This window comes from Streptomyces botrytidirepellens (assembly GCF_003721215.1).
In the GTDB taxonomy this organism is placed as follows: domain Bacteria; phylum Actinomycetota; class Actinomycetes; order Streptomycetales; family Streptomycetaceae; genus Streptomyces; species Streptomyces himastatinicus.
Map to the genome: position 1 here is coordinate 1 of NZ_RIBZ01000135.1, position 3,133 is coordinate 3,133.

5 protein-coding genes and 1 pseudogene are annotated in these 3,133 nt (G+C 74.5%); 1 reads left to right on the forward strand and 5 read right to left on the reverse strand.

The features are described 5' to 3' along the window. Nucleotides 1–633: 633 nt before the first annotated feature. From amaP to EEJ42_RS10310, 5 genes are read right to left on the reverse strand one after another with little or no spacing between them, the layout of a single operon-like run. Nucleotides 634–1,179, reverse strand: coding sequence for an alkaline shock response membrane anchor protein AmaP (amaP, locus tag EEJ42_RS10290; RefSeq protein WP_123099657.1), 546 nt, complete (start codon nucleotides 1,177–1,179; stop codon nucleotides 634–636). Between the two features lie 9 nt (nucleotides 1,180–1,188). After that, nucleotides 1,189–1,749: a DUF6286 domain-containing protein gene (locus tag EEJ42_RS10295; RefSeq protein ID WP_123099658.1), complete on the reverse strand. Its 561-nt coding sequence runs from the start codon at nucleotides 1,747–1,749 to the stop codon at nucleotides 1,189–1,191. Then, nucleotides 1,746–2,072: an Asp23/Gls24 family envelope stress response protein gene (locus tag EEJ42_RS10300; protein ID WP_123099659.1), complete on the reverse strand. Its 327-nt coding sequence runs from the start codon at nucleotides 2,070–2,072 to the stop codon at nucleotides 1,746–1,748. Before EEJ42_RS10300 ends, EEJ42_RS10295 begins: the two co-directional genes overlap by 4 nt. Beyond that, nucleotides 2,069–2,260 carry a hypothetical protein gene (locus tag EEJ42_RS10305; RefSeq protein ID WP_009718945.1) on the reverse strand — a complete coding sequence of 64 codons (192 nt, stop codon included), beginning with the start codon at nucleotides 2,258–2,260 and terminating at the stop codon, nucleotides 2,069–2,071. Before EEJ42_RS10305 ends, EEJ42_RS10300 begins: the two co-directional genes overlap by 4 nt. 54 nt (nucleotides 2,261–2,314) lie before the next feature. Beyond that, a complete protein-coding gene (locus EEJ42_RS10310; protein ID WP_123099660.1) occupies nucleotides 2,315–2,791 on the reverse strand; it encodes an Asp23/Gls24 family envelope stress response protein in 477 nt (158 codons plus the stop codon). Between the two features lie 114 nt (nucleotides 2,792–2,905). On the opposite strand from EEJ42_RS10310, the pseudogene EEJ42_RS10315 reads away from it, so the two are divergent. Further along, nucleotides 2,906–3,133, forward strand: a pseudogene (locus tag EEJ42_RS10315) (nucleopolyhedrovirus P10 family protein); the annotation flags it as partial.

The window sequence follows — 3,133 nt, forward strand, 5'->3', positions numbered from 1 at the left end:
CCCAAACCCCCGCCGGGGCTCCGCCCCCGGGCCCCGCTCCTCAATCGCCGGAGGGGCTGGGGGTGGGGCATCACCCCGCCCTGGGCCCCGCTCCCCAATCGCCGGAGAGGCTGGAGGTGGGGCATCACCACCCCCGGGGCCCGCTCCTCGCCGGAGGGGCTGGGGGTAGGGCGCCCCTGGGCCCCGCTCCCCAATCGCCGGAGGGACTGGGGGTGGGGCATCACCGCCCCTGGACCCCACTCCTCACCGAAGAGGCTGGGTTGTACGCCCGGAGGGGCTGGGTTTTGCGTACCCGGAACGGGGTGCAGGCGCGGGTGGTCCGGTGGGTGGTGCCGGGGCGGGGCCTCCGGGGCAGGGGCACCACGTTCCCACGGCTGGGAAGAGGCCGGTGGCCGCCGACGAGGCGGGAGGGGGCGGGGGCGCAGGGGTGGGGTCCTGGACGTTCCGTATATGTGTGGCGCCCATTTCCGGCCCACCCCACGCCTCCGGGCACCGGCGCCAAAAATATACGAGTCCAGGACCCTGCCCCGGAGGCCCCNCCCACGCCTCCGGGCACCGGCGCCAAAAATATACGAGTCCAGGACCCTGCCCCGGAGGCCCCGCACCCGGCACCCAGGACACACCCCGGGCGCACTACCGCGCTCGCTCCGCCCCGTGGTGTTCGCTCCGTAGCCGGACCTCCGCCGGGAGGTGGGGCAGGCCCGCTGAGGTGCGGGCTTGGGTCAGGGTCTCGGCTTCCAGGGCCCGTAGGGTCGCCATCGGTTCCGCCCTGGCGTCCAGGACCAGGCCCACCCGCGCCCTCGGCGCGGCGCGGCGGCCGTGGAGGTGGACGTGGGCGTGGGCGACGCCGGTCAGGGACTCCGCGTCGGCCCTCAGGGCGGCTTCCAGGGCGCGGCCGCGCAGGCGGGCGCCGGTGCCGTCGTCCAGCGGGACCAGGACGTCGTCCAGGCGGCGGCGCCGCAGTTGGGCCAGGGCCCACCACAGCGCGAGCAGGACCAGCACGCTCAGCGCCGCGATGACGCCGGGCCACCACCAGTCCTCGGCGCCCCAGCGCACCCGGTCCGCGCGGGTCAGCAGGACGGAGTGAGGGGAACGCCGTCCGGCGAGGAGGACCGCCGCGCCCGCACCCACCAGGGTCAAGCCCAGTACCCCCAGCAGCGCCCGGTTCACGATCCGCATGGCGCCCGATCACCTCGCCGGTCGCCGTACGCGGACGGACAGTCCCGGCCGCCGGGCGAGCCCGAGTTGCCGGATGCCGTCGCCGAGGGCGGTCAGCAGGTCGGCCCGTACCTCGTCGAGGTCGCGGAAGTGCGCCTGGGCGCGGGCCCTGATGCGGCGGCGGCCGACATCGACCCGTACGGCGCGTACGCCGGGCACCGCCATCGCCCGGTCGCGCAGGACCAGGCGGACGGCGGTGCGGTCGATTCCGGCCCGGATGGCATCGGCATCGTTCTCGTCGTGGCCCATCGGCAGGAGCCCCCGCAGGCCCGGGGTCAGGGCCAGCGCCACCATCCAGGCGCCGATCACGATCAGGGCCACCGCGATCCCCACGATCCAGCCGTCGTGGAGGGGGCGCGTGGCGAGCTGTTCGGCGAGCCAGCGCCGCCACTCCATCACGGGGTGACCGGTGCGTTCGGAGACGATGTCGTACAGGAGCAGGCCGAGCGCGCCGAGCAGCACCAGGGCGGTCAGCCCGGCCGGTACGCGCCGGGCGGACCAGAAGCGGCCGGGGCGGCCCAAACCGTTCATCGGACGTTCCCCCGGTCCAGCTGCGGTGAGTGCAGGCGTTCCACGGTCACCGCCACGTCCGGCACCTCCATGCCCGTCAGTTCGCCGACCCGGGTCGTCACCTGGCGCCGTACCGCCGCGCACTGCGCGGCGATGTCGGACGGATAGCCCAGTTCGACGGCGACCCGGACGCGCGCGGCGCCCGCGCGGACCGCGACGGCCGCGTACGGCAGCAGTCCCGGCCCGCTGCCCAGCGCTTCCCGCGCCGCCCACGTGGCGATCTTCGCGACGACGCGGTCCGCGATGCGCGTCGCGCCGCGCTCGCCCGGTTCGGTCACGCTCACCGCCGCCGTTCACCACGGTCGCGGGTGCGGAAGAAGTCGCCGGGTTCCAGGTCACCGTCCAGGAACCGGCCCGCCACGAACCCGACGGCGCCCAGCGCCGCCACCAGCAGAAAGGCCCCGAAACCACCGAAGAATCCGGCGAAACCCAGCGCCATCCCCGCGATCATCCCGATCACGGCCATGCTCATCGTGTGCTCCCCTGCTGGAGCCGACCGGAGCCGCCGCGGCGCCGCGCGGCGCCGTTACTGAAGCCTGGGCTCCGGCGATTCCTCTTCCTCATCCGGCAACTTCACATCGCTGACCGCGATGTTGACCTCGACCACCTCGAGGCCGGTCATCCGCTCGACCGCCGCGATCACGTTCTCCCGCACGGCCCGGGCGACGTCGGCGATCGAGACGCCGTAGTCCACCACGATCTCCAGGTCGAGGGCCGTCTGCACCTCGCCCACCTCGGCCTTCACCCCGCGGGCGACCGATCGGCCGCCGCCGGGCACCCGGTCGCGGACGACGCCGAAGGTGCGGGCGATGCCGCTGCCCATGGTGTGGACGCCGACCACATCGCGGGCGGCCATTCCGGCGATCTTTTCGACCACACCGTCGGCGATGGTGGTACGGCCGCGCGCTCCCGGGTCGATGCTGCTCCCGAAGGTCTTCGGCGCACCGGCGGACGGTTCCGCGACGGGGGTCTGGGGCCGGCTCCGTGGCGCGGTCTCGGACATCACCATTCGCCCCTTTCGTATCCAGTCGCTCTACTTGCCACACTAAAGGTGATTTGTTCGGAAGGCTCCAGTTATGCACGCATTCAGGGGCTCTCTCGCCGAAGGAGTGGCGCCATGGTCACGGACCGACTCGCACAAGCCGTGCGGCAGCAGTTGCGGCTCGGCCGTCTCCTCCCGCTGGGCGGGCCGGAGGACGGGGCCTGGCTGACCGAGCACGCGGCGGACGCCGTGCTGCGCCGGGCGGCCGACGCCGTGCCCGGCGTGCGCCTCGGGGCGCTCCGTATCGTCCTGGCCGACCCGGAGGCCGCCGCGCCGCCCGCGGTCCCGGCCCCGCCGAGCGCG

Excerpts from the sequence above, each read along its gene's own strand:
- amaP (WP_123099657.1), bottom strand. The coding sequence starts at position 1,179 with ATGCGGATCGTGAACCGGGCGCTGCTGGGGGTACTGGGCTTGACCCTG.
- EEJ42_RS10295 (WP_123099658.1), bottom strand. The coding sequence starts at position 1,749 with ATGAACGGTTTGGGCCGCCCCGGCCGCTTCTGGTCCGCCCGGCGCGTA.
- EEJ42_RS10305 (WP_009718945.1), bottom strand. The coding sequence starts at position 2,260 with ATGAGCATGGCCGTGATCGGGATGATCGCGGGGATGGCGCTGGGTTTC.
- EEJ42_RS10310 (WP_123099660.1), bottom strand. The coding sequence starts at position 2,791 with ATGTCCGAGACCGCGCCACGGAGCCGGCCCCAGACCCCCGTCGCGGAA.